This is a genomic window from Rhizobium sp. 01T417, from assembly GCF_056398905.1.
On sequence record NZ_JBFTQH010000004.1, the window covers coordinates 145,008 to 170,248 of the forward strand.

The 25,241-nt window shown below is 60.5% G+C and carries 23 protein-coding genes and 1 pseudogene; 19 read left to right on the top strand and 5 right to left on the bottom strand.

What is annotated here, in order from left to right; all coding sequences use genetic code 11:
* Nucleotides 1-268 precede the first annotated feature (268 nt).
* On the bottom strand, nucleotides 269-910 hold the full coding sequence (locus AC1DPR_RS06240; RefSeq protein ID WP_477815914.1) for a DUF1109 domain-containing protein: 642 nt from the start codon (nucleotides 908-910) through the stop codon (nucleotides 269-271).
* Nucleotides 907-1,455: a sigma-70 family RNA polymerase sigma factor gene (locus AC1DPR_RS06245; RefSeq protein ID WP_477815915.1), complete on the bottom strand. Its 549-nt coding sequence runs from the start codon at nucleotides 1,453-1,455 to the stop codon at nucleotides 907-909. Before AC1DPR_RS06245 ends, AC1DPR_RS06240 begins: the two co-directional genes overlap by 4 nt.
* A gap of 192 nt (nucleotides 1,456-1,647) precedes the next feature.
* On the opposite strand from AC1DPR_RS06245, the gene AC1DPR_RS06250 reads away from it, so the two are divergent.
* The 6 genes from AC1DPR_RS06250 to AC1DPR_RS06275 all read left to right on the top strand — a co-directional run bounded on the left by AC1DPR_RS06250 (nucleotide 1,648) and on the right by AC1DPR_RS06275 (nucleotide 5,603).
* Nucleotides 1,648-1,911, top strand: a complete 264-nt coding sequence (locus tag AC1DPR_RS06250; protein ID WP_477815916.1) for a hypothetical protein — start codon at nucleotides 1,648-1,650, stop codon at nucleotides 1,909-1,911.
* Between the two features lie 81 nt (nucleotides 1,912-1,992).
* Entirely contained in the window at nucleotides 1,993-2,835 is an 843-nt protein-coding gene (locus AC1DPR_RS06255) for a cytochrome b/b6 domain-containing protein (protein WP_477815917.1), read from the top strand.
* Nucleotides 2,832-3,608, top strand: coding sequence for a molybdopterin-binding protein (locus AC1DPR_RS06260; protein WP_477815918.1), 777 nt, complete (start codon nucleotides 2,832-2,834; stop codon nucleotides 3,606-3,608). The genes AC1DPR_RS06255 and AC1DPR_RS06260 overlap by 4 nt, the downstream gene beginning before the upstream one ends.
* Before the next feature lie 102 nt (nucleotides 3,609-3,710).
* Entirely contained in the window at nucleotides 3,711-4,328 is a 618-nt protein-coding gene (locus AC1DPR_RS06265; RefSeq protein WP_477815919.1) for a hypothetical protein, read from the top strand.
* 619 nt (nucleotides 4,329-4,947) lie between these two features.
* Nucleotides 4,948-5,196: a hypothetical protein gene (locus AC1DPR_RS06270; protein WP_477815920.1), complete on the top strand. Its 249-nt coding sequence runs from the start codon at nucleotides 4,948-4,950 to the stop codon at nucleotides 5,194-5,196.
* Entirely contained in the window at nucleotides 5,193-5,603 is a 411-nt protein-coding gene (locus AC1DPR_RS06275; RefSeq protein ID WP_477815921.1) for a hypothetical protein, read from the top strand. The genes AC1DPR_RS06270 and AC1DPR_RS06275 overlap by 4 nt, the downstream gene beginning before the upstream one ends.
* 246 nt (nucleotides 5,604-5,849) lie before the next feature.
* On the opposite strand, the pseudogene AC1DPR_RS06280 reads toward AC1DPR_RS06275, so the two are convergent.
* A pseudogene (locus AC1DPR_RS06280) lies at nucleotides 5,850-6,619 on the bottom strand (NAD-dependent epimerase/dehydratase family protein); the annotation flags it as partial.
* A gap of 368 nt (nucleotides 6,620-6,987) precedes the next feature.
* On the opposite strand from AC1DPR_RS06280, the gene AC1DPR_RS06285 reads away from it, so the two are divergent.
* The 5 genes from AC1DPR_RS06285 to AC1DPR_RS06305 all read left to right on the top strand — a co-directional run bounded on the left by AC1DPR_RS06285 (nucleotide 6,988) and on the right by AC1DPR_RS06305 (nucleotide 12,156).
* A complete protein-coding gene (locus tag AC1DPR_RS06285) occupies nucleotides 6,988-8,514 on the top strand; it encodes an ABC transporter substrate-binding protein (protein WP_477815922.1) in 1,527 nt (508 codons plus the stop codon).
* Nucleotides 8,515-8,592: 78 nt separating this feature from the next.
* Complete coding sequence (locus tag AC1DPR_RS06290) at nucleotides 8,593-9,534, top strand: ABC transporter permease (RefSeq protein WP_477815923.1); 942 nt, start codon at nucleotides 8,593-8,595, stop codon at nucleotides 9,532-9,534.
* Nucleotides 9,534-10,412, top strand: a complete 879-nt coding sequence (locus AC1DPR_RS06295; protein WP_169679865.1) for an ABC transporter permease — start codon at nucleotides 9,534-9,536, stop codon at nucleotides 10,410-10,412. Before AC1DPR_RS06290 ends, AC1DPR_RS06295 begins: the two co-directional genes overlap by 1 nt.
* Nucleotide 10,413: 1 nt before the next feature.
* Nucleotides 10,414-11,625 carry an amidohydrolase/deacetylase family metallohydrolase gene (locus tag AC1DPR_RS06300; RefSeq protein ID WP_477815924.1) on the top strand — a complete coding sequence of 404 codons (1,212 nt, stop codon included), beginning with the start codon at nucleotides 10,414-10,416 and terminating at the stop codon, nucleotides 11,623-11,625.
* 18 nt (nucleotides 11,626-11,643) lie between these two features.
* Nucleotides 11,644-12,156, top strand: coding sequence for a RidA family protein (locus AC1DPR_RS06305; RefSeq protein ID WP_026371560.1), 513 nt, complete (start codon nucleotides 11,644-11,646; stop codon nucleotides 12,154-12,156).
* Nucleotides 12,157-12,166: 10 nt separating this feature from the next.
* Here the strand turns inward: AC1DPR_RS06305 and AC1DPR_RS06310 are convergent, their stop codons facing one another.
* On the bottom strand, nucleotides 12,167-13,000 hold the full coding sequence (locus tag AC1DPR_RS06310) for an IclR family transcriptional regulator (RefSeq protein WP_018855588.1): 834 nt from the start codon (nucleotides 12,998-13,000) through the stop codon (nucleotides 12,167-12,169).
* Between the two features lie 96 nt (nucleotides 13,001-13,096).
* Between AC1DPR_RS06310 and AC1DPR_RS06315 the strand changes: the two genes are divergently transcribed.
* Both AC1DPR_RS06315 and AC1DPR_RS06320 read left to right on the top strand, forming a co-directional pair.
* Nucleotides 13,097-14,293 (top strand): aminotransferase class V-fold PLP-dependent enzyme, encoded by a 1,197-nt coding sequence (locus tag AC1DPR_RS06315; protein ID WP_477815925.1) that lies wholly within the window; start codon nucleotides 13,097-13,099, stop codon nucleotides 14,291-14,293.
* 40 nt (nucleotides 14,294-14,333) lie between these two features.
* Nucleotides 14,334-16,166, top strand: coding sequence for an ABC transporter ATP-binding protein (locus AC1DPR_RS06320; protein ID WP_477815926.1), 1,833 nt, complete (start codon nucleotides 14,334-14,336; stop codon nucleotides 16,164-16,166).
* A gap of 200 nt (nucleotides 16,167-16,366) precedes the next feature.
* Here the strand turns inward: AC1DPR_RS06320 and AC1DPR_RS06325 are convergent, their stop codons facing one another.
* A complete protein-coding gene (locus AC1DPR_RS06325; protein WP_477815927.1) occupies nucleotides 16,367-17,386 on the bottom strand; it encodes a LacI family DNA-binding transcriptional regulator in 1,020 nt (339 codons plus the stop codon).
* Nucleotides 17,387-17,567: 181 nt separating this feature from the next.
* Here AC1DPR_RS06325 and AC1DPR_RS06330 point away from each other — a divergent pair, with 181 nt between their 5' ends.
* From AC1DPR_RS06330 to ugpA, 6 genes are all read left to right on the top strand, one after another.
* A complete protein-coding gene (locus AC1DPR_RS06330; RefSeq protein WP_477815928.1) occupies nucleotides 17,568-18,596 on the top strand; it encodes an ABC transporter substrate-binding protein in 1,029 nt (342 codons plus the stop codon).
* 81 nt (nucleotides 18,597-18,677) lie between these two features.
* Entirely contained in the window at nucleotides 18,678-20,912 is a 2,235-nt protein-coding gene (locus tag AC1DPR_RS06335; RefSeq protein ID WP_477815929.1) for an ABC transporter permease, read from the top strand.
* Nucleotides 20,909-21,970 (top strand): ABC transporter ATP-binding protein, encoded by a 1,062-nt coding sequence (locus AC1DPR_RS06340; protein WP_477815930.1) that lies wholly within the window; start codon nucleotides 20,909-20,911, stop codon nucleotides 21,968-21,970. The genes AC1DPR_RS06335 and AC1DPR_RS06340 overlap by 4 nt, the downstream gene beginning before the upstream one ends.
* A 35-nt stretch (nucleotides 21,971-22,005) precedes the next feature.
* Nucleotides 22,006-22,806, top strand: a complete 801-nt coding sequence (locus AC1DPR_RS06345) for an inositol monophosphatase family protein (RefSeq protein WP_477815931.1) — start codon at nucleotides 22,006-22,008, stop codon at nucleotides 22,804-22,806.
* Nucleotides 22,807-22,984: 178 nt separating this feature from the next.
* Nucleotides 22,985-24,292, top strand: coding sequence for a sn-glycerol-3-phosphate ABC transporter substrate-binding protein UgpB (ugpB, locus tag AC1DPR_RS06350; protein WP_477815932.1), 1,308 nt, complete (start codon nucleotides 22,985-22,987; stop codon nucleotides 24,290-24,292).
* Nucleotides 24,293-24,357: 65 nt separating this feature from the next.
* Nucleotides 24,358-25,239, top strand: coding sequence for a sn-glycerol-3-phosphate ABC transporter permease UgpA (ugpA, locus tag AC1DPR_RS06355; protein WP_477815933.1), 882 nt, complete (start codon nucleotides 24,358-24,360; stop codon nucleotides 25,237-25,239).
* The last annotated feature ends 2 nt before the right edge of the window (nucleotides 25,240-25,241 follow it).

Genomic DNA, 25,241 nt, shown 5'->3' on the forward strand with positions numbered 1-25,241 from the left:
CCAGTTGCTGTTCGGTTCTTTTCGAAAAGCCTGCCGCACCTCCTCCCGCGGCAGGCTTTTTGCTTTTGGGCCATGTCTCGCTCAAATGCCGGGATCGAGTTGCGGCAGTTTTCCTTCGGCGCACACACAGATGCAGGTATCACGGTGCATCGCTTGCCCGGGGCCAATCTGGAGCCTTCGAATTCCTGTTAAGCCCCCGCGCGATTGCCTCTCGCCGGTTCCATTGCACTTAATTTAGAAGTTTCCTGAACCTCCAGTCCGGCTTGGCTTACCAGCGCAGTAGCGACCGCGATGTCAACGCGCCGAGGATGCCGCACAGGACGATGCCGAGCGTGTACCAGAGCGCTACGAAAGGCAGTCCGTTTTCGATGCAGCCCCAGGAATAGGTCCAGGCACCAACGGCCCCAGCCGTGATGCCGGCGACAAATCCCGCCAGACGAAGATGGGTGGGGGCCGCGCGGCGCAGGAACCAGATATTGGCGGCGAAGACCGGAAGGGCCGCACCAAGGATGATGAGCGGGCAAAACCAGGAGGAAATGCCGAATATCAATGCCGGATAGTCGCTTGCCGGAGATGCGTGCAACTGCCACAGGCCAAGTGCGACCAGGATCAGGTAGATGACAAGAGCGGCAATACCGCAGCTGCGTGGAACGCCACCCGGTCGAGCGACGATCATCAGCGCGCCGATGCCGGTCAGCGCGAGCAACAGCGGATAGAAGGACTTGACCCAGAAGGCCGGCAGATGAAGCACTGTCGACAGGTCGGGCCTCAAGCCATGCGCAAAGAATATCAGGGCTGCCGACAGCACAAGACCAGGCGCCAGAGCCAATGCCAGCAGCCGCCCGAGCGCACCCGGCGAAACCGGCCGCAGGTCTCTTGCCAGAGCGTTGATGAGGTCATCGGTCGTCACTTACCTTCGCCTTTCAATTTCGCCGCCATTGCCTGTATGCCGCGGAACACACTGATCTTGACCATGGCTTCGCTGCGCCCGCTGCTTACCGCAGTTTCGGCGACGGAATGTCCTTTGAGCCTGACATCCCGGATCATCTCACCCTGCCATGCCGGCAGGCTTTTCAGTAACCGGTCGATATCCATGCCCGCGGCGATCGAATCCTCGCTATAGGCGTCCACCATGTCTTCGACCATCTCCAGTCCGAGATAGGAACGTCCACCCGTCCTGCGGTGGTGATCCACCAGCTTGTGGCGCGCGATGGTGAAGAACCATGCCGTGAACGGCCTGCCCCGATCATAGGTGATCCTGCGTTGATGCAGGGCGAGCAGTGTTTCCTGGACAAGGTCCTCAACGTCGGCCGAGGCTGAGCGGTAAAGCCGTCGCGAGTAGTAGCTTGCAAGCAGATGCCGCAGCATCTCGAGCAGACAGCGATATGCCGCCTCGTCGCCATCGAGGGACAAGAGCATCAGGGCTTTCAGCTCGGGCTCGGTCAATTGCTTCATGTCTATGAGCACTCATACGGCCAGATGAGGAAACCGTTACACGCGGGCGAAAGGAAAAGCGAGAAAACTGAAGCGACAGAATTTTCACGATCACATGACCGTGATGCTTGTAACCGGTCAGCGCTGCGGCCGAAGGAGCCAATGTGACCGTCGTCGCATCCTGCGGCGACCACGCAACCTGGGAGAACCAGCATGAGCATTCATCCTTTCGCCGTCACTGCAGGCACGGTCTTTCTCGGTCTTTTCCTTGCCGCTGGCGGGACCAGCGCACAGACGAGCACGGACACGATGAAGAAGCCCGACACGATGAAAATGGACAGCATGAAGACCGGCTCCATGAAAACAGACAGCATGAAGATGGGCATGAACAGGGCCGACTGCATGCACAAGGCCGGCATGGAGAAGGACAGCATGAAGAAGACCGAAATGATGAAGAGCTGCGATGCGATGAAGTGATCAGGTGGCGCCTTTGCCGGTGAAACTCCGGCGGGGGTGGCGCCGTATAGCAAGATGACGACTGCTGTGAGGACGCGATCAATGGAAACTGCTGATCTTGGCATGACGAGCGGACGAAGGCTGATCCGTCGCCACAGCCTGACTGTGCGCCTGTCGCACTGGCTCAACGTGTTGTGCATGACGGTCCTGCTGTTCAGCGGGCTGCAGATCTTCAATGCCCATCCGGCCCTTTACTGGGGCCAATATGGTGCTGACAGCGATCCATCCTTTCTCTCCCTGGAGGCGGTGGAAGAGGGGGATGCCATCCGGGGTGTCACTCGCGTCGGCGGGCTTTCCTTCGACACGACCGGAACGCTCGGGGTATCGAATGTCGATGGCGAACCCACGGCGCGCGGGTTCCCCGCCTGGATCACGCTCCCGAGCTACCAGGATCTCGCAACCGGGCGCCGGTGGCACTTTTTCTTTGCATGGCTGTTCGTCGTCAACGGCCTGGTTTACCTGGGCTACGGTCTTCTTACCCGCCATTTCCGCCGCGACCTGTTGCCGACGACTGACGAACTGGCGCCCGCGCATCTGGCTCAGGAGATTGTCGACCATGCCCGACTGCGTTTCCCCAGGGGCGAAAAAGCGCGCCGCTACAATGCCCTGCAGAAGCTGACCTATCTGCTGGTGATCTTCGTGGCTCTGCCGCTGATGATTGCCACGGGCCTCACCATGTCACCGGGGTTCGATGCTTTCGCACCATGGCTCATCGATCTTTTTGGCGGTCGTCAGTCGGCCCGGACGCTGCATTTCATTACCGCCAGCTCACTCGTTGCCTTCGTTGTCGTCCACGTTGCGATGGTTCTGGTGTCCGGCGTCTTTAACAACATGCGTTCGATGATCACCGGTCGCTACGCCATCCAGACGGAGCCAAAGCCATGAGCCGCCTCATAACCCGCCGCCGATTTCTGATTGGCTCGACGCTTGGCGCATCGGCGCTTGGTCTCAGCGGCTGCGACATGTTGGTCGAAAACCCGAAAGTGCAGTCGGTCCTGAAGATCGCCGAGGGCCTGACGATGCGCACGCAACGCCTGCTGATCGGAGATGACACACTCGCGCGGGAATTCACCATGGCGGACATCTCGCCGACCTTTCGAGCCAATGGCACGAGCATGCCGGACGGGGCGCAATATCAGGAGCTGCTCGGCCGGAAGTTCCAGACGTGGCAGCTGCAGGTCGGCGGTCTGGTCGAGCGTCCGGCGGCTTTCTCGCTCGCCGCGTTGAAAGCGATGCCGTCGCGAACCCAGATCACCCGGCACGACTGCGTCGAGGGCTGGAGCGCCATCGGCCAGTGGACCGGCATTCCGCTCGGCGCCCTGTTGCATCAGGTCGGCCTGAAGCCAGAGGCGCGCTATATCGTTTTCCATTGCGCCGACGAATACGAGAAAACACTCGACAACAGCGGCTGGTATTACGAGAGCATCGATCTCGTCGACGCCTTCCATCCGCAAACCATCCTCGCCTATGCGATGAATGGCCGGGACCTCGAAGTGCCGCATGGCGCGCCGCTCAGGCTCCGGGTCGAGCGGCAGCTCGGCTACAAGCAGGCAAAATACCTGATGCGCATCGAGGCGCTCGCCGATCTGTCTGGTCTTTATGGCGGCAATGGTGGGTTCTGGGAAGACCGCGGCTACGAATGGTACGCCGGAATTTGATGTTCGCGGGGCCGGCCTGTTGGCAGCGCCTCGAGGAAGCCGACGGTTTCAACCCGCATCCGCCGGCCGTTTCGATGTCAGGGTTTCAAGAAGGAAGAGCAGATGTCCCCTATTTTCAAAACCGGTTTTGCGTTGCTTGCAGGCGCGTTGATGGCCGTCACCGTGGGCTTTTCGGCAAACGCTGCGGACCCGATCCGCGTCCGCGGCACGGTCGAAAGCCTCGAGGGCAGCACGCTGTCGGTGAAGACACGCGAAGGCACCGATGCCAAGATCATGCTCAAGGACGGCTGGAAGGTTTCGAGCGTCGCCAAGGCGTCGATTGACGACATCAAGCCAGGCGATTTCGTTGGCATCGCGTCCCTGCCTACCGCGGGCGGTGGTGATGGGGCACTCGAAGTGCTGATTTTCCCTGCCGCAATGAAAGGCACCGGCGAGGGCAGTTATGCCTGGGACCTGAAGCCAAACAGTTCGATGACCAACGCGACCGTGGCCGATGCGGTCAAATCGGTCGACGGCCGAACCGTGACGGTAAAGTACAAGGGCGGTGAGAAGAAAATCTCCATTCCGGACGGCACGCCCGTCGTCACCTTCGCTCCGGCCGCCGAGAGCGACATCAAGAGCGGTGCGACAGTATTCATTCCGTCAGAACGGGCTGCCGATGGCTCGATATCCGCCCTTCGCGTCGTTGTCGGCACCCACGGCATCGTGCCGCCGATGTGAAAGTTTGAAGGCGACCTTAGGAGGAAATGCCGGGACAGGTCTGGGCCCTCGCTTCGGCTGCAGGAGCATGCCGTCCTACCCGCATGCAAGGAGCCTCGAACGACAGGACCGGAGGCCTCTCCAGGGGGCCCTCCGCATGTTCGAAGGATAGCTGTTCTCCAGGGTCTGACATTGGCACCGACGCCGTCCTTCGCTTGACCTCCGCCGCACCACCTTCACGCCGCTCGAAGCAGGAATTTTAGCTTCGAGGTCGGGTCCCTCAGCACCTCCGGATCCGTACGCGTCCCGCATTCTTCAGCATTTCGGCGAGCCGGATCGCGTGCGACTGCGTTCCCTTGCCGAGGCCCGCCGCCGCCACAAGACTCCCGTCTGCAGCCAGATGGAAAATTAATGTCGCGCCGGCCGGCGAGGACGATATGCACGCCTCAGCCGCTCGTTGCTATCGTTTCGATCTTGGAGCCGACTGGCGAATCCACGCCTTCAGAAATGTGAAGTTCCTGAAGCCTTAGCGCCAACGGCTCCGGAACCCCATCAGGACAGGCGGCAACCAATATTGAATTGGCCTTGATATTTTGCGCAAATTACGTATTTTGCGTACTCAATATAAGGAGACAAGCATATGGCAATTCAAGTTCCTGCCAGCGCTTTTTCCCGCCAGTTTGGAAAAATTCGCGACCAGGTTTACGAAGCTGGTGTGATCGAGGTCACTTCGCACGACCGCGTGGTAGGCGCCTACATTAGCCCAAAGGAACTCGAACACTTCAATAAATTGAAAAGTCGGGAAGTCCAAGTTCTTCATGCCAGCGAGATTGACGATGATCTTTTGGCTGAGATCGAAAACGCACAGTATGGCGTGATCTCGAAGTGAAGCTCCCAGACCCTGTTCCGGGTCTTGTGATCCGTTTTGGCTACACTTGGTACAAAGATCACTTCAGGAAAGATCGGCCCTGCGCGATTGTGCTCGCTTCAAACGAGTCAGGTATGGTCACAGTGGTTCCTATCACCCACTCGTTTCCTGAAATCGGGGAAGAAGACGTGTCTATTCTAATCCCAGAGGACATCTGTAAGGCCATGGGATTGGATCAAGAAGCCAACTACGTCCGCGTATCTGAGGTCAATCGCTTCGAATGGCCCTCGGACCGGCTGGCTCCCCTTCCTCACGACAGCACCCGTTGCGACTACGGGATGGTTCCAAAGGACTTCTTTCTTGAGATGCGCAAGAAGCTCGCGGATGTAGTCCGAGCAAATAAAATGAAGTCCGTTAAAGTAGACTGACCCGCAACTATGCGTAATCAGGAGCTACCCTGCGGCGCCACGAAAAGGGCGGACCCGGCACGGGCAAGGATTCGTCTTTGGGCACCAGCAAGGGTCGGCGCCGCCGGCCAGATCTGAAAAAGCGGCCTCCCCTATCAACCAGCATAAATTTTGTTGAAGGTTCGACCGGTCGACAAGGCCATCTGCGGCGCGACACAAACCCCGCACAAACTGTGCCACAAAGGATCCACGTGCTCTGCAAAAACATCAATAAAAACAATACCAAAAAGAGGGGATGGTGCGGTCAAAGGACTTCTCAGCGGTGAAGCCGAGTTCGATGGCGCGCTTCGCCTCGAAACCGGTTGCCTTGCCAGCGCCATGCGCATGATCATCTCGTCCGGCTCGCGACGGATGAGCGATACGGCCTTCTCGCCCGCGGCACGGCGCAGAGCCTCGATCTGTTCGCAAACAGTCGCGCTGAGACCTGGCATGGAAGGTTGCGCCGCGGGCCAACTTTTCGACGCTGATCGTCGCGCCGTCGATCAGGAAGCGGACGGCTGCACGCCCAGAATATTCGAGAAGAAACCGGAGGCAGCCTTGCTCGGCATACCCGAGCGGATGCAGATGGTCGGAAGGCGGATGCCGATGCCATCGAAGAAGCCGCGACCCGATTAGTCCGACAGCAAGAGTTCGCCTATCGCCTTCTGGGTGCCGTAGCTCGTCAGCGGCGTCGTGTGGAACTCGTCCGGGATCGGATAGGGAAGGGGAGCACCGGAGACGGCGATCGAAGAGGTGAAGTCGACACGAGGCTTGTAGCCATCCTGGCCGTGGCCGACACGGATTGCGTCGAACAGGTGACGGGTGCCGTCTAGGTTGATGCGGTAGCCCTTGTCGAAGTCGAGTTCGGCTTCACCTGACACGATGGCGGCGAGGTGGAAGATCACGTCCGGCCGTTTGGCAACGATGCGCTCAGCTTCGCCGGCAGCCGAACGGTCGCCACTCTCGAGGACGGCCTTACCCGATCGCTCTGCTGTGGCGATCGCGTTCGCGTTCACGGCGATAGGCCAATCGACTTTCCTGCTCCGGTAAAGCCGGGGCGTCCGGCTCGAACCAATCGTTGTTGGCTCGAGCCAAAGCATCGCCCTTGCCGCTCCTGTGGAAAGAAAGTGGCCACTTTCGCCAACATCACGCAGGGAGCCTTTTTCGGCGTCGGTGTACCGGTTGTTTGTCGGCGCTGCCGGGTCTCTGGTTCCAACTGCCGGCGTCCTTCGACCTTGTTCCGCTCATCTTCACGAACGCATTCACGCTACTCGTGTCGCGTCCCGCCATTGACACCACCATCACTCCATGTATTCTTTTATAAAAGTGCATATAACATAACTGTGGAACAAAACGGGAGATGGATATGAGAATGAAGCTGGCATTCCTTGTCGCCACGGCGTTGATCGCAACACCGTCTTTTCTGCTGGCGCAGGAAAAAGGCGGCGTGATTAACGTCGCTACGATTGGCGAACCGCCCACACTCGATCCGATGACGTCGACAGCCGACCTTGTCGGTATCGTCACGCAGCATATCTTCGAGACGCTTTATACGTTCGACAAGAAGTGGGCCGTAACGCCGCTATTGGCCGAAAGCCTTCCTGAGGTTAGCGCCGACGGGAAGACCTACACGATCAAGCTGCGCACGGGCATCAAGTTTCATGACGGCAGCGACATGGCATCTGACGACGTCGTTGCCTCGCTCAACCGTTGGACCAAGCTTGCTTCACGTGGAAAACAGGCCGCTGGCTTTATCGAATCGATCACTGCAACCGACGCATCGACCGTCACGATCAAGCTGAAACAGCCCTACGCTCCACTGGTCTCGCTGCTTGCCTTCAACAACTCCGCTGCGATCATCATTCCCGCGGAAAAGCAGGCCGACACGATGACGGACTTCATCGGCACCGGCCCATACATGCTGAAGGAGCGCAAGGCTGACCAATATATCCAGCTCGTCCGCTTCAATGACTACAAGCCGCGCTCCGGCGACAGTGATGGTTATGGTGGCGCCCGCCATCAGTATCTCGACGAAATCCGCTTTGTACCGGTGCCGGATGCCAACACCCGCGTCGAGGCCGCCGTCTCTGGCCAATACGACTATATCGACTCCCTGCCGGTCGAATCCTACGACAAACTCAAGTCGTCAACGGCAACCCAGCCGCTGCTCCTGAAGCCGTTTGGCTATCCGGTATTCGTCTTTAACACCGCTGCCGGCGTTACAAAGAACGTTGCGATCCGCAAGGCAATCCGCCAGGCGCTCAGTATGGAAGACATGATGGGAGCCGCCTTCGGCGGTACGGACTTCTACGCGGCGGATGGCAACATCTATCCTGGCAACTTCGCCTGGAGCACGGACGCAGGTGTCAAAGGCAACTACAATGTCGCGGATCCGGAAGGCGCAGCCACAGCTGCCAAGGAGGCAGGCTACAACGCTGAGCCCATCCGCATCCTGACCAGCCGCCAGTACGAGTTCCACTACAAGATGGCCCAGGTCGCGGCCGAGTATCTGAAGCTGGCGGGCTTTACGGTGGACCTCCAGGTTGTCGACTGGGCGACGCTGACACAGCGCCGCACCGACAAGGCGCTGTGGGACATCTATATCAGCCACAGCCCGTTCCTTCCGGAACCGGCCCTGATCGGCTCCCTGTCTCCGAGCTCGCCTGGATGGTGGGACACGCCGGCGCGCAAGAGTGCCGTCGATGCGTTCACCACCGAGATCGACCCAATGAAGCGCGTTGAACTCTGGGCCAACGTCCAGAAGACGATGTACGACGAGGTGCCGTTCATGAAGATTGGCGATTTCAACGCCGTCTCGGCCATGTCAACGAAGCTTCAGGGTGTCGATCCCGCCCCCTGGCCGTACTTCTGGAACGCATCGATCAAGAAGTAACCCCGCGTGCCGGGTGCTGGTCCTGAGGCCGGCATCCGTCCAGGATCGTGCTGTGTTTGGACACAGGAGCCGCTTTCCATGATACGCTACATCCTACAGCGCCTTCTTGGCATGATCGTTGTGATGTTTCTCGTCGTCACGATTGTCTTCGTGATCGTGCGTGTGACGCCCGGCGACCCCGCCGCAGTCATGCTCGGCCCTGATGCAACAACACAGGACGTTGCCGAATTGCGCGCGCGCCTCGGTCTCGACCAGTCGATCGTTGTTCAATACTTCTTCTATATAGGACAGCTTCTGAAGGGGGATCTTGGCCAGTCGATCTTCCTCAACATGCCGGTGACGTCGGCGCTTCTCGAACGCGCAGAACCGACCTTCTTCCTGACGATCTTCTCGCTCCTGATTGCAAGTGTCGTGGCACTGCCGATCGGCATCTATGCCGCCTACCGACGCGGCTCGTTCATCGATCAGTTGTCGACCACCATCGCCATGCTGGCCGCAAGCATCCCGAGCTTCTGGCTCGGCCTCATTCTCATGCAGTTCTTCGCCGTGCGCCTGAACCTGTTTCCTGTCTCCGGATACGGCGGCCCCGGCGCGTCCTTTCTTGAGCGCATGTACCACCTGACGCTGCCTTCCTTGGCCCTCGGCCTTGTCTCCTCGGCGCTGATCCTGCGCTTCACGCGCGCCTCGATGCTTGATGTGCTCGGCGACGATTACATTCGCACCGCGCGCGCCAAGGGGCTGGTCGAACGCAAGGTTGTCCTCAAGCATGCGCTGAAGAATGCCTTGATCCCGATCCTGACAGTGCTTGGCCTCACTGCCGCCGTGCTGATTTCAGGTGCTGTTGTAACGGAGACCGTGTTTGGCCTTCCGGGGGTCGGCAATCTCGTCGTCTCTGCCGTTCTCAGACGCGACTACCCCGTCATCCAGGGCGCACTGCTGGTCATTGCCGGCCTCTACGTCCTCATCAATTTCGCAATCGACATGCTCTATCTGCTGGTCGATCCAAGGGTGCGCTACTGATGGCTGATATCGTAACCACCACCGAGAGACCCGCCGCAGCCGAGCGCAGCAAATTTCTTCGCCGCCTGTTGAGACGCAAGACGGTCGCCGCCGGCATCATCGTGCTCACCATCTTCGTGCTGTTGGCGGCATTGGCGCCCTGGATTGCGCCGTACTCGCCCTCGAAGCTGTCGATCGTCAACCGGCTCAAGCCGCCGAGTGAAATGTTCTGGTTTGGCACCGACGAGTTCGGCCGCGATGTGTTTTCACGCACCATCTATGCCGGGCGGCTGTCGCTGCTGGTTGGCGCCGCCGTTGTCGTGCTCTCTGCATTGATCGGTGTCACGCTCGGTCTGCTCGCCGGCTTCTTCCAGAAACTCGATACGCCGATCGCCCGCCTGATCGACGCGATGATGTCTTTTCCCGATATTCTCCTGGCTATCGCTCTTGTCGCAGCTCTCGGGCCATCGCTGACGACGGTCATCGTTGCCCTGTCGATCGTCTACTCGCCGCGCCTGGCGCGTATCGTTCGCGCCTCGACCCTGGTCATCCGCGAGCTACCCTATGTGGAGGCCGCGCAGGCGCTCGGCATTTCCACCTTCCATATCATGACGCGGCATGTGCTTCGCAATCTTCTGTCGCCGATCCTGGTGCAGGGCACCTTCCTGTTTGCCAGCGCCATGCTGGCCGAAGCCGGACTTTCCTTCCTCGGCCTCGGCGTCAGCCCCGAAATCCCGACCTGGGGAACCATGATCGCAGCCGGCCGTCAATATATCGGCCAGGCCGACTGGATGACCTATTTCCCGGGCTTCGCCATCATCCTCTCCGTACTGTCGCTGCAAATGGTTGGCGACGGTCTCCGGGACATGCTCGATCCAAGACTTCGAAAGGACCTTTAGAATGACCGGTGAAAAAGCGGGCAAGCCGCTCCTCATCACCAATGTAAAGCCTATGGCTTTCGGCGCGGCTTTCCCCTCCAGCAGCACGACCGACATCCTTGTCGGCGCCGACGGCAGGATCTCCGCAATCGGCCCGACGCTCGCCGCGCCAGCAGATGCCGCGCGCGTCGACGCCAAGGGAGCCTGGATCTCGCCCGGCTGGGTCGATCTTCACGTCCATATCTGGCACGGCGGCACCGACATTTCGATCCGTCCGTCGGAATGCGGCGCCGAGCGAGGCGTCACGACGCTGGTTGATGCCGGATCAGCGGGGGAAGCCAACTTCCACGGCTTCCGCGAATATATCATCGAGCCGTCGAGAGAGCGCATCAAGGCTTTCCTCAATCTTGGTTCGATCGGCCTTGTCGCCTGCAACCGCGTTGCCGAGCTGCGCGATATCAGAGACATCGACCTCGACCGCATTCTCGAATGCTATGCTGAGAACAGCGAACACATTGTCGGCCTGAAGGTACGGGCGAGCCATGTCATCACCGGTTCCTGGGGTGTCACGCCTGTCAAGCTCGGCAAGAAGATCGCCAAGATCCTCAAGATCCCGATGATGGTCCATGTCGGCGAGCCGCCAGCGCTCTATGATGAAGTGCTTGAGATCCTCGGTCCCGGAGACGTCGTTACCCATTGCTTCAACGGCAAGGCCGGGTCGAGCATCATGGAAGACGAGGACCTCTTCAATCTCGCCGAACGTTGCGCTGGCGAAGGTATTCGCCTCGACATTGGCCATGGCGGCGCATCCTTCTCCTTCAAGGTGGCGGAAGCAGCCATCGCACGCGGCCTTCTGCCGTTCTCCATCTCGACCGACCTGCATGGTCATTCGATGAATTTCCCGGTCTGGGATCTCGCGACCACCATGTCGAAGCTCCTGTCCGTCGGCATGCCCTTCGACAAGGTCGTGGAGGCTGTGACGCACGCACCGGCCTCGGTCATCAAGCTGTCGATGGAAAACCGTCTTTGCGTTGGCGAGAGGGCGGATTTCACCATCTTCGACCTCATCGATGGCGATCTCGAAGCGACCGACTCCAACGGCGACGTTTCCCGCCTGCAGAAGCTGTTTGAACCGCGATACGCGGTGATCGGATCGGAGGCGATCGCGGCCAGCCGCTATATCCCGCGTGCCCGCAAGCTCGTCCGTCACAGCCACGGCTATTCGTGGCGCTGAGCGGAAGGTCCAAACCGCATGATAGGAGCAGACGTGGACACGTCCCCAGAAAAGGCCGCAGCAGCGGTACCGACACCCTACGAGCGGCTCGCAGCGCTCGGCATTACGCTGCCATCAGCTCCACCGCCCATCGCCAACTTCATTACCCATGTTCGCGAAGGCAACATCCTCTATCTGTCGGGTCAGGGCCCGCGGGAAGCGGACGGTCATCTGCACGCCGGCAAGGTTGGCAGCGAAGTGAGCACGCAAGAAGCCTATCAGCATGCACGGCTTACCGGCATCAACCTGCTGGCCGTCATGCATGACGCGCTCGGCGACCTCTCCCGGGTGAAGCGGGTGGTCAAGCTGCTCGGCATGGTCAACGCCGTGCCGCACTTCGAAAACCATCCAAGCGTCATCAATGGATGCTCGGACCTCCTTATCGAGGTTTTCGGCGAGGCCGGCCAGCATGCTCGCTCCGCCGTTGGCTTCGGCTCCCTGCCAGGCAACATCACTGTCGAGATCGAGGCGATCGTCTCGCTCAACGACTGAGGAGGTCAGGTCAGTGGTTGCGCCATCCCATCAACTTCTCGATCCGCTCCGCCGAAGCTCGCACCTGTTCGGTGTAGTGGCTTTCGTCGGACAGAACCTTCTGTTCGGGCAGGACGATCGAAATGGTGGCAACGCATTGGCCTTCCCGGTCGCAGACCGGCGAAGCGATGCAGGCAACCGCGTAGTCCGACTCGGCGACCTGGATAGACAGTCGTTCCCCGAAAGCCTTGCCTGCGGCATCAGAAAGCGTGCGCGCATCGATCTCAGCGCGCCCGGTCGGCGAGGTGCGGGCGCAGCGCTTGAACAATTCTACCCGCTCGTTCTCGGGCAGGTGGCCGACAAGAAGCCTTCCGGACGCCGTCCAGTTCAATGGCACGCGCGTGCCGACACGCGAGGCAACCTGAAAATGGCTTGGGCCGTCCGCCATCGCAAGCACAAGCATGTAATCGCCGTCGCGACCGCAGACCTGCACGGTTTCGCCGGCCTGCCGGCAGAGATCGTGCATCTCGTGCGTGGCAACGCTCATGAAGTCCAGCGACCGGGCATAGGCGAGGCCATAATGATAGAGGCGCGAACCAAGCCAGATCGACCCATCCGAGTTGCGAGCCAGCATGTTCTTTTCGACCAGGTCGTCGATGATAACATAGACGGTGGAAAGCGGAGCCCGGACTGCCTTGGCAATTGCGTAAGCACCCGCTGGAGAACCGGTTTCGTAAAGATAATCAATTACCTGCAAGGCACGGTCAATTCCGCTGACGCGAGAGCGCCGCGCGCCTTTTGCGTCGGCCGCCTCGATCGATGCGGCCTCGTAGAGGGGGGCTGCGGATGAGCTCTTGGTGTCCAATTCAACGTTCCTCGTCTGATAACGAGAAGCTATTACATTACTATGGCATAACTGTCGATGGCAATTTGCAACCTGCCGCCACTCTGGAGAAATAGAATGTCCGATGATATCCGCACCAAGATCGGCCTGCGCCCGGTCATCAACGTGTCCGGCACCATGACAAGCCTCGGCGCATCGATCGTCGTGCCGGAAGCGATAGAGGCGATGGCAGCGATCCTGCCGCAGTTCGTCGAGATCAACGACCTGCAACGCAAGGCAAGCGGCGTCATCGCACGGCTGACTGGTGGTGAAGCTGGCTTTGTCACCGCATCGTGCTCGGCCGGCATAAGCCTCGCCGTCGCCGGCGCCATCACCGGCGACAATCTCCTGGCCATCGAGAAATTGCCCGATGTCTCTCCCGAGAAGAACGAAGTCCTCGTGCAGATGGGCCATGTTGTCAGTTACGGCGCGCCGGTTGATCAGGCCATTCGCCTCGCCGGGGGCAAGGTCGTCTTGATTGGGCAGGCAACCTCGACGCATCGCTTCCATATGGAACATGCCATTACCGAGAAAACGGCAGCGGCCGTCTATGTCGTGTCGCATCATGTTGTCGACTACGGCTTGCTTCATCTTAGCGAATTTGTCGAGATCGCCCACGCGAAGGGCGTTCCGGTGATCGTTGATGCGGCCTCCGAATACGATCTCAAGCTCTTCCTGGCGCAAGGAGCCGATATCGCGCTTTACTCCGGCCACAAGTTCCTCGGCGGCCCGACCTCCGGCATCGTCGCTGGCAAGAAGGAATTGGTGCGCAGCGCCTTCCTGCAGAACATGGGGATCGGCCGCGGCATGAAGGTCGGCAAGGAAAGCGTCTATGGCGTCATGGCTGCGTTAGAAGCATGGGAAAATCGCGATCATGCGGCTATCCGGGAACGTGAGACCGCCTGCCTTAACCTCTGGAAGAACGAACTGGACGATCGCCCGGGCGTGACGGCACTGATCGAGCCCGATCCTACCAACAATCCGCTTGACCGCTTGCGGGTGGTGATATCGCCGACGGAGGCCCACATCACCGCCTGGGATCTCGCTGCCGCTCTGTCGCAAGGCAACCCGCCGGTCATCGTGCGCGACCACGAGGTCGAGCATCAGCATTTCTATCTCGATCCCTGCAACCTGCACCCTGGCCAGGAAGAGATCGTCGCCGTCCGCCTTGCGGAAGAGCTCAACAAGGCTCGTGCCTCGAACGAGATCATCGCCACCCCGTTCGAAAACCGCAGCAAGCATCGTTTTGACGGCATGCTGCGCTGGCCGGACTGAGGACCGACAGGCGACAAACGATAGAAGGAAGGGAACGATCATGAGCGCCACAGAGACAAGCACTGCACGGTCCGTCGATCCGGTTCTGTCTGTCCAGAACCTGACCACCTCGTTTCTGGTGGATGGCGGATTAAAACCCGTCGTGCGCGATGTTTCCTTCTCTGTGGCACCGCAAGAAACGGTCGCGATCGTCGGCGAAAGCGGCTCGGGCAAGAGTGTCACGTCGCTTTCGATCATGCGGCTCCTGCAGCCGGATTCGAGCCGCATCGAGGGCAAAATCATGCTGGGCGACCGCGACCTGCTGTCACTTTCAGAAAATGAGATGCGAAAGGTCCGCGGCAACGACGTCTCGATGATCTTTCAGGAACCGATGACGAGCCTCAATCCGCTCTTTACCATTGGCGACCAGATCTCGGAGGCATTGCTGTGCCACCAGGCGATGTCGAAGGCCGAGGCAAAGGCGGAGACGATCCGGTTGCTGGAAAAGGTCCGCATCCCGTCCGCCGCGTCTCGTTTCGATGAATACCCGCATCGCTTCTCTGGCGGCATGCGCCAGCGCGTGATGATCGCCATGGCTCTGGCTTCCAAGCCAAAGCTCTTGATCGCCGACGAACCGACGACCGCACTCGACGTAACGATCCAGGGGCAGATCCTCGATCTCATCAAGATGCTGCAGGACGAGCAGGGGACCTCGGTCCTGTTCATCACTCACGACATGGGCGTCGTTGCCGAAATTGCCGACCGTACAGTCGTCATGTATCGCGGTGAGCAGGTGGAGACCGGTGCCACAGCCGACATCTTCCACCGTGGAAAGCATCCCTACACCCGCGCCCTGCTGTCTGCCGTCCCGGTGCTTGGATCAATGCAGGCCTATGCCCGGCCATTGCGCTTTCCTGTTGTTAACACCGCAACCGGTGAAACGGACAAGCAGGTCGAAGTGCCTGACACCGTATCCAAGGACAAGCCGATCCTTGAGGTGAAGGGGCTCACCAAGCGGTTCGACATCCACTCGGGGCTGTTTGGACGACTGAGCGGTCGCGTGCATGCTGTCGAGAACGTTTCCTTCGACCTTTTCGCCGGCGAGACGCTGTCACTGGTCGGCGAATCCGGTTGTGGCAAATCGACCACAGGGCGCGCCATCATGCGGCTGATCGAACCGGATTCTGGATCCGTGCTGGTCGCGGGACGCGACGTGCTCGCTCTCGACAAGCGCGGGATGCGCGATATGCGCAAGTCTGTGCAGATGATCTTTCAGGACCCGTTTGCATCGCTCAACCCACGCATGACCGTCGGCCAGGCGATTGCCGAACCCTACCTCGAGCACAAGATGGGCACAGCAAGAGAGGCAAAGGACGTCGTCGCTGACATGCTCCTGAAGGTCGGGCTGACACCCGATATGGCAAGACGCTACCCGCATGAATTCTCGGGCGGCCAGCGACAGCGCGTCTGTATCGCCCGCGCCCTGGCACTTAAACCCAGGGTGATCGTCGCTGATGAAAGTGTCTCGGCACTCGACGTGTCCATCAAGGCGCAGGTCATCAACCTGATGCTCGATCTGCAGCACAACCTCGATCTCGCCTTCCTGTTCATTTCGCATGATATGGCGGTCGTCGAACGCGTCAGCCACCGTGTGGCGGTCATGTATCTTGGGGAGATCGTCGAAATCGGACCGCGCGCGGCAGTCTTCGGCAACCCGCAACATGACTACACCAAGAAACTCATGGCCGCGGTTCCGGTGCCGGATCCGGACCGTCGCCGCCAGAAACGAATGGCTGTCGTCGAGGAGCTGAAGAGCCCGATCCGGTCTGTCGAATACGAGGCTGGACGGCGCGAATATCGAACCGTTTCGCCAGGACATCTCGTGATAAGCTGACGGTTCTCCCGCCAATGGGCATGGACGACCCCTTGCCTCTCGCCTGGCCGGACAGGGATGCCGGGCACCATCTCGTCCTCGTCGCTGTCGACCTTCGCCATCCGGCGTGGTCAGGACGTCATGTCGCGGCACCAGCCCCGACCCGGTATGGGCGACGTTGCGCGTCTGCGCAGCATTTACTCGCCGTGCCGGTAGCGGTGTTATGATTTCCTGGCGCGAATAGACTTTCGCCAAAGCAGTTCGGCCCTCAACCTGATGGACTGAACGTCGCCTTGGCCGTCCTCCCGCTCGAACTTGGTCAACCATTCGACGGCCTTTGAAGCGATTTCGGCGACCGGCTGTGCGAATGTCGTCAGTTCGTAGGATGACCAGGACGCCTGCTCGATATCGTCGAAGCCGGCGACGCAGAGTTCGTTCGGAATGGATATGCCGAACTGGTGGCGTGCCGCATCCATGAAACCGCAGGCCAGAAGGTCGGTGGCGCAGAAGACGGCGTCGGGCCGCTCCTTGGCCGTCAGCAGGCGATGGGCGAGAACGCGCCCGGCCTCATAGCCCGTCCAGCCGTGACGTTCGACGATGACATCCATTCCAAGCGCCCGCGCGCCGGCAACAAATCCGCGCTCGCGCCCCATGAGACTAGGCGTCCCCGCTTCGGAATTGGCAAAGGCAAGCCGGCGGCAGCCGGCCCGCACAAAGGCGGTCAGGATGCGTCCGCCGGCCTCGTCGTCGTCGAGATTGATCCGGAGCGGGCCAGGCTGATCGTCGTCGCGGTTGATCAGCACCAGGCGCTGGCCATTGCGCAGACAAAGCTGCGTTATCGACTTGTCGGGAAGTCCTGAAAGAATGACCGATGCATCGGCGCGATAACGGATGGCCTGTTGCAGCGCCCGGTCGACGCTGCCGTCGGAGCGATCCGTGTTGATGAACATCGCCACCTTGCCGGCATTCTGCAGCTGCAGCGTCAGCTCCCTGAGCAGCGCCGACCGGTACGGCGTCGCGACCTCGGAAACGATAAGGCAGACGATGCCGCTTTCGTTGCGCATCAGGCCTCGGGCAAGATGGTTGACGTGGTAGCCGAGCTCCTCTGCCGCCCGCAGCACCCGTTCGCGCGTCTCTGCCGAAACGCTCGCTCCCGGGGTGAAGGTTCGCGAGACGGCGGAACGCGATACGCCGGCCCTTTCGGCGACTTCCTGTGCACTAACGAAAATTTTCGACCGCACCTTTCCCTCCCGCACGGTCTTTCTTAGCCGTTTGTTGCACGTGCGTGCAAGCGGTCTTGCAAGAGACTTTTATGACAGTTTTGCGAAAAACGAGTTGACAGTTATTTTGCCCGTATGCAAGCTCTGCACACGCTTGCAAAAGCGAGCGGCGTGGAGGCGCCGTCACAACCAGGAGGAAATCATGCGACCGGTCAAGTTGGCCGCGGCATTGCTTGCCGCGGGTGTATCCTTTGCTGCCTTTTCGGCTCATGCCGCCGGCGATCTCAATGTCATCTGCTCGGCGGATTCGCAGGTCTGCGACCTGATGAAGGGTCTGTTCGAGAAGCAGACCGACATAAAGGTGAACATGGTTCGCCTGTCGGCTGGCGAGACCTATGCCAAGATCCGTGCCGAGGCACGCAACCCGAAGACGGATATCTGGTGGGCCGGCACCGGCGACCCCCATCTTCAGGCAGCCGCCGAAGGCCTGACCCAGGAATACAAGTCGCCGCTTTTCGATCAGCTCCAGGACTGGGCCAAGAAGCAGGCCGAGAGCGCCAAGTTCCGCACGGTCGGCGTTTATGCCGGCGCGCTCGGCTGGGGCTACAACTCTGAAATCCTTGCCAAGAAGGGGCTGAAGGAGCCGAAATGCTGGGCTGACTTGCTCGATGCGAGCTACAAGGGTGAGATCCAGATCGCCAATCCGAATTCGTCCGGCACCTCCTATAACACGCTTGCCACGCTGGTGCAGATCATGGGCGAGGACAAGGCTTTCGATTATCTCTCGAAGCTGAACGCCAATGTTTCTCAATACACCAAGTCCGGTTCGGCGCCGGTAAAGGCGGCCGCGCGCGGTGAATCCACCATCGGTATCGTCTTCATGCACGACGCGGTCGCCCAGACCGTCGAGGGTTTCCCGGTCAAGGCCGTCGCGCCATGCGAAGGCACGGGCTACGAAATCGGTTCGATGTCGATCGTCAAGGGCGCCAAGAACCTGGAAAACGCCAAGAAATGGTACGATTGGGCGCTTTCCGCCGAAGCGCAGTCGCACATGAAGGAAGCGAAGTCCTATCAGCTTCCGTCCAACAAATCCGCCGAGGTGCCGAAGGAGGCGCCGAAGTTCGAGGACATCAAGCTCATCGATTACGATTTCGCGAAATACGGCGATCCCGATGTTCGCAAGGCGCTTCTTGCTCGCTGGGACAAGGAGATCGGCGCCAAGGCGAACTGAACCTGACTTCTCCCGTGCCCGGGCCGGACCATGTTCGGCCCGAAGGCACAACTGAAACCGGAAGAAGACGCGGACCCGACCATGACACATAGCAATCGACGGCTCGATGTCGCTCTTCTTCTCGGCCTTGCTGCCTTCGTTCTCCTTCCGTGGTATCGGATCGAAGGTGGCTTTTACAGCTTCGGCTGGCTTTCCGGCTTTCCAGCTGACCCTGCCGCCGCGCCTGGCGTTTTGCAGATATTGATGCACGGACGCTGGTGGCTTGCCGGCGCCCTTGCGTTCCTGTTGGCGGGCGGCTCGGCGCGCCTGATGACCGATCCGATCCGCCGCGGCCGGCTGCTTGCCTTGGCAGGTGGCCTCGGCTTTGCCTTCCTGGCGCTGCAGGGATTGGCAATTACCTTCTCCGGCTGGAGCTGGACGATCAGCGAAATGCTTTTCGGTACGCTCAAAGATGGGCAGCCCTCGATGGGTGCCGGCGCCATCCTTGCCGGCATCGTTTTCGTGCTTCTCTTCTCCTTCGGGCTTGCCGAACGCGGCGTCATGAAAGGTGATGCCTTCCTTGTCGGCGCCATCGTCATGTTGATCGTGCTGGTTGCAATCTTTGTCTTCTACCCGGTAGGCAGCATGTTCGTCGGCGCCTTTCAGGCCTTCGACGGGTCCTTTGATCCGAGCGGGTTCTTGACCAATATTCAGGACGCGTCCGTCTGGAGTCTCGACTGCCTGGTTGGTGGCGACCGCTGCGGCGTCGCCTGGCGCACGCTCTGGCTCGCGATCCTGACGGCCAGCGGCGCAACGCTCCTCGGCCTCTGCTTTGCGCTGGTTGCGACGCGCACGCGATTTCCCTTCAAGAAGGGGTTAAGGCTGCTGACGATCTTGCCGATCATCACGCCACCCTTCGTCGTCGGTCTGGCGCTGACGCTGCTCTTCGGGCGTGCCGGCGTCGTCACCCAAACGGTGGCAACTCTTCTTGGCGCGGAACCGGGCCGCTGGCTCTATGGGTTGACGGGCATCTGGATCGCCCAGGTTCTTTCCTTCACGCCGATCTCTTTCCTCGTGCTCATCGGCGTGGTGGAAGGCGTCAGCCCCTCGATGGAGGAGGCGTCTCAAACCTTGCGTGCCGACCGCTGGCGCACCTTCTGGCGGGTGTCGCTGCCGCTGATGAAGCCCGGTCTCGCCAATGCGTTTCTGATCGCCTTCATCGAGAGCATGGCGGATTTCGGCAATCCGATGGTGCTTGGTGGCAGCCATGGCGTGCTGTCGACGGAGATCTTCTTCGCCGTCGTCGGCTCGCAGAACGATCCATCACGGGCCGCCGTCCTTGCGATGATCCTGCTTCTCTTCACCATGTCGGCCTTCATCGCGCAACGCTTCTGGCTCGCCGGCAAGAGTTTCGCGACCGTGACGGGCAAGGGGGATTCGGGCGCCCATATCGCCCTGCCGCGCGGACTTTCGATCGGCGTGCATGCGATCGTCATTCCCTGGATGATCTTCACCATCGTCGTCTACGCTATGATCCTCTTCGGCGGCTTTGTCCGCACCTGGGGCCTCGACAACACGCTTACCGTCGAGCACTACGTGAAGGCCTTCTCGATCGGCTGGCGCGACGATGGCGGCATTGCCTGGACGGGCGTCGCCTGGAACTCCTTCTGGACGACCATGGAGATCGCCCTGATCTCCGCGCCGCTGACAGCAGCCGTCGGCCTCTTGACGGCCTATCTGATCGTTCGTCAGCGGTTCGTCGGCCGCAACCTCTTCGAATTTGCGCTGATGATGAGCTTTGCCATTCCCGGCACCGTTATCGGCATCAGCTACATCATGGCCTTCAACTTGCCGCCGCTCGAAATGACCGGCACGGCGCTGATCCTCGTCGCCTGCTTCGTCTTCCGCAACATGCCGGTCGGCGTGCGCGGCGGCGTGGCGGCCATGAGCCAGCTCGACAAGAGCCTCGACGAGGCGTCGCTGACACTGCGCGCCGACAGCTTCCGCACCATCCGCAGGGTTATCCTGCCACTGCTTCGGCCAGCAATCACCGCAGCACTCGTCTATTCCTTCGTCCGCGCAATCACCTCGATCAGCGCGGTCATCTTTCTGGTCAGCGCGAAGTACAACATGTCCACCGCCTATATTGTCGGCCTTGTCGAGAACGGCGAATACGGCGTGGCGATCGCCTATTCCTCGGCGCTTATCCTGGTGATGATCGTCATCATCACCGGCTTCCAGCTTCTCGTCGGCGAGCGCCGGCTGCGGCGCGAAAACCGCGTCGCGCTTGCCGGCAAAGCCGCTTCCGCGCCTCTCGGTCAGGAGAAAACCGCATGAGCAACACCGCCGCCGGTTCCGTCGTCTTCGAAAATGTCCGCAAGACCTTCGGTGCCTTCACAGCGATCCCCGATCTTTCGCTGACCATCGAGCCGGGTACGCTCGTCACGCTGCTCGGTCCATCGGGCTGCGGCAAGACGACGACGCTGCGCATGCTGGCCGGACTGGAACATCCCTCGGCCGGCCGGATCCTGATCGGTGGCAAGGATGTCACGGCCCTTCCGGCTAACGAGCGCGATGTCTCGATGGTATTCCAGTCCTACGCGCTGTTTCCGCACATGACGGCGCTCGATAATGTAGCCTATGGCCTCGAATCCTCCCGCATTCGCCGCAAGGAGGCCCGCGAGCGGGCGGAGGAGGGGCTGAAGCTGGTCGGTCTCGCCGGCATGGGCCAGCGCCTGCCGGCCGAGCTTTCCGGTGGCCAGCAACAGCGCGTCGCCGTCGCCCGCGCCCTGGTGCTGGAGCCGCAGGTCCTGCTGCTCGACGAGCCGCTTTCCAATCTCGACGCCCGCCTTCGCCGGCGGGTGCGCACTGAGATCCGCGATCTTCAGCGGCGTCTCGGCTTCACCGCGGTCTATGTCACGCATGACCAGGACGAAGCCCTTGCCGTTTCCGACCGCATCATTGTCATGAAGGATGGCCAGATCGCACAGGCAGGTGCGCCGCGCGACCTCTACGACGCGCCGGCCTCCGCCTTCATCGCCGACTTCATGGGAGAGGCCAACGTGCTGCCCTGCGACATCGTCGGCATCGACGGCGACAGCGCGACGATCAGCGTCGAGGGGCTGCAGCATCGGGTTGCTGGCCGCAACATCCGCACCGGACCAGCGCAGCTCGCCATTCGTCCGAACGCCATCACCCTTGCGCCGCGTACCTCCGATGGATCGTTCAATGGCGAGATCACCCATGCCGCCTATCTTGGCGACCGTGTCGAATACGAGGTCAAGACGAGCAACGGTACGCTTTTCGTCGTCGACCCGGCTGTCGAACAGGCGCTCGCGCCGCGAACGGAAGTGACGATCGGCTTCAAGAGCCGTGGCATCGCCATTATCGGCTGACCCCAAACCCGTTTTGACAAGAAGGATATTAGTTCATGACGTCGCATGTCATCTCCGGTCTCGAAGCCCGTCTCGCGCTTGCTGAGGCGGTTGCCCGTGAGGCAGGCGAAGTGGCGCTCGATTATTTCAGGAAGCGCGAAACCCTCGTCATCGAGACCAAGCGCGACCCCCAGGACGTCGTTTCGATCGCCGATCGCGAAGTCGAGAACCTGATCCGCGCCCGCTTTCATGAAGCCTATCCGGGCGACGGTGTCCTCGGCGAGGAGTATGGGCTCGAACATGGCTCCTCGGGCTTCACCTGGGTTGTCGATCCGATTGACGGCACAAGCCCATTCGTCAACGGCATGCCGAACTGGTGTGTTTCGATCGGCCTTCTGCACGACGACGTTCCCGTGCTTGGCGTCATTTCCGCGCCCTGCCACGGCGAACTCTATGCCGCAGCATCAGGCATGGGTGCGACGCTTAATGGCAAGACGCTGACGCTCGACCCCTCGCGCAACATTCGCAACGCGGTGACGGGAATCGGTGCCAACAACTACGTCTCGCCGGCCTTTGTCGGGAAGATGGTCGAAACCCTGCTGGACGCCGGCGGCAATTTCGTCCGGAACGGCTCCGGCGCGCTGATGCTCGCCTATGTCGCGGCGGGCCGGCTGGTTGGCTATTACGAGCCCTACATGCATGCCTGGGACTGCATGGCCGGCTATTGCCTCGTGAAAGAAGCAGGCGGCTGGTACCACCCTTTCCCGACACAGGGCGAGATGCTCACGAAAGGCGCGCCGGTGCTTGCCGCCGCGCCAGGCGCGATCGAGGATTTGAGGAGTATCGCCGGCCTTTGAGGCGATCTTCGCTCCGATGCTCGACAGATTGCGAAAGCGTCCTAGTTCTCTTCGATTGCACAGCTTTGCATCGGGAGTTCGCCGCTTTCGGGAAAAGACAGAAGAGGATTTCCGGAACGATCGAGGAGGATCGTCCGGAAAAGGTCGAAGACGATCGCCAAAACCACAGGGAGGAATTATGTCCAAACGTCTACTTTTCGTTTCCGTCGCAGCCGCGGCCCTTTCGGCCGGTGCCCAGAACGCCTTTGCGGTGACCGAACTGCAATGGTGGCATGCCATGGCAGGCGCCAATAACGAGGTCGTCGAAAAGCTGTCCAAGGAGTTCAACGAGAGCCAGAGCGAGTACAAGATCGTCCCGGTGTTCAAGGGCACCTATCCGGAAGCCCTGAACGCCGGCATCGCCGCCTTCCGCGCCAAGCAGCCACCGGCAATCCTGCAGGTCTTTGACGCCGGCAGCGGCGTCATGATGGGGGCAGAGGGCGCCGTCATGCCGGCTGCCCAGGTGCTGGAGAAGGGCGGTTACAAGTTCGACAAGTCTGAATATCTGCCCGGCATCGTCGCCTATTACTCGAAGCCGGACGGCACGATGCTGTCCTTCCCCTACAACTCCTCTTCGCCGATCCTTTACTACAACAAGGATGTCTTCAAGAAAGCCGGCCTCGATCCGGAGACGCCGCCGAAAACCTGGCCTGATGTCTTCGAGGCAGCCAAGAAGATCAAGGCGAGCGGCGCAGCCCCCTGCGGCCTAACATCGACGTGGTTGACCTGGATCCAGACGGAAAACCTTGCCGCCTGGAACAACGTCGCTTACGGCACCAATGAGAACGGGCTTGGCGGCACGGATGTGAAGCTCGAATTCAACTCGCCACTCTTCGTCCAGCATTTTCAGGCGATCGCCGATCTCGCCAAGGACGGCACCTTCCGATACGGCGGCAGGACCTCGGAGGCAAAGCAACTCTTCACCTCCGGCGAATGCGCCATCATGACGGAATCCTCGGGTGGCCTCGGCGACATCGTCAAGTCGGGGATGAACTACGGCATCGGTCAACTGCCCTATTATGATGGGGAGGGGCGGCCGCAGAATACGATCCCCGGCGGCGCGAGCCTCTGGGTCTTCGCCGGCAAGTCGGATGCGGAATACAAGGGCATCGCCGAGTTCTTCCATTTCCTCTCCCAGACCAAGATCCAGGCGCGACTGCATCAGGTTTCGGGCTACATGCCGGTCACCATGGCGGCCTACGAGGACACGAAGAAGTCCGGCTTCTATGACAAGAACCCTGCTCGCGAAACGCCGATCCTGCAGATGATGGGCAAGGCGCCCACCGAAAATTCCAAGGGCGTTCGTCTCGTCAACCTGCCCCAGGTCCGCGACATCATGAACGAGGAATTCGAGGCGATGCTCGCCGGCAAGCAGGACGCCAAAGCGGCGCTTGACAAGGCGGTCGAGCGAGGCAATGCGGCGATCCAGCAAGCCCTGGGCAACTAACAGACGCCACCTGCCGCCCGTGGTCGAAGCCGCGGGCGGTTACTACCGTTTGTCAGGAGCCTCATTTGCAGCGTGTTGTTTTTCCAAACAAGATCCTTCCCTATCTCCTGGTCGCGCCTCAGATCGTGCTTACCGTGGTCTTCTTCTTCTGGCCGGCAAGCCAGGCGCTCTACCAGTCGACGCAGCGCGAGGATCCCTTCGGACTCAAGAGCGGTTTTGTCGGCCTTGCCAATTTCCAGGCGGTTCTTTCCGACGAGAATTATCTGAACTCGCTGCAGGTAACTGTTGTCTTCAGCATCGCGACGGCGTTGCTGTCCATGGTCCTGGCGCTCGCGCTTGCGACCGCCGCCGACAAGGTGGTGCGCGGGCAGGGCTTGTATCGGACGCTGCTGATCTGGCCCTATGCCGTCGCGCCCGCCGTTGCCGGCATGCTCTGGCTCTTCATGTTCAATCCCGCCATGGGCACCTTTGCCTATCTACTGCGCCGAAACGGCTTCGGCTGGGATCCACTGCTGAACGGCAACCAGGCCATGCTGCTGGTGATTGTCGCAGCCGCCTGGAAGCAGATCAGCTATAATTTCCTCTTCTTCGTGGCCGGCTTGCAGGCGATCCCGAAATCGCTGATCGAGGCGGCGGCGATCGACGGTGCGCGCGGCAGCCGGCGCTTCTGGACGATCGTCTTTCCGCTCTTGGCGCCGACCACCTTCTTCCTGCTTGTGGTCAATACCGTTTACGCCTTCTTCGACACTTTCGGCATCATCCACGCGGTTACCGGGGGTGGTCCGGCACGGGCGACCGAAACGCTGGTCTACAAGGTCTTCAACGATGGCTTCGTCAATCTCAACCTTGGCTCCTCGGCGGCGCAATCGGTCATCCTGATGGCAATCGTGATCGCATTGACCGCCTTCCAGTTCCGCTTCGTGGAACGTCGCGTTCATTATGGGTGAGG